The 589-nt window shown below is 56.5% G+C and carries 1 protein-coding gene; it reads left to right on the top strand.

The window, feature by feature from the left end:
• Positions 1-536 (top strand): integrase core domain-containing protein (locus AAIE02_RS23610; RefSeq protein ID WP_498533425.1); only part of this gene is annotated, 536 nt, incomplete at its 5' end.
• Positions 537-589 lie beyond the last annotated feature (53 nt).

Here is a 589-nt window from a genome sequence, read left to right as displayed (position 1 = left end):
ATAACGGTGCGCCGTGGGGAGATACCACCGGGACCTGGACAGCACTGGAACTGTGGCTGATGCGCCAGAGTATCCGGGTGAGCCATTCCCGGCCTTACCACCCACAGACACAGGGCAAGCTGGAGCGTTTTCACCGCAGTCTGAAGGCGGAAGTGCTGCAGGGCCAGTGGTTTACGGACAGCCAGCAGTTGCAACGGGCCTTCGATCACTGGCGGACGGTGTATAACCTGGAGCGGCCCCACGAGGCCCTCGCGATGAAGGCACCGGCTTCGCGATATCAGCCATCGTCCCGGCAGTACAGTGCAGACGTTAAGCCACCGGAATACGATGAGGGAGTGGAGGTACGGAAGGTAGATATCAGCGGAAAGCTGAGCTTCAGGGGCAGCAGTCTGAAGGCAGGTAAAGCGTTCAGAGGAGAATATGTGGGACTGAAAGAGACGATGGAAGACGGGTGTTATGAAGTGTGGTGGTACAGCACGAAAGTGGGGGTGATCGACCTGAAGAATAAGTCGATCACCATGGGTAAAGGATGTTAAAAAGTGTTCACCATGTCTGCGAACACCTGTCTACCATGTCCCCGGACTGTACA

The sequence above is a fragment of the Cedecea sp. Ae19-4 genome, assembly GCF_059801165.1.
Note: the sequence above shows the minus strand (reverse complement) of the source record. Positions and strands in the feature narration are given on the sequence as shown.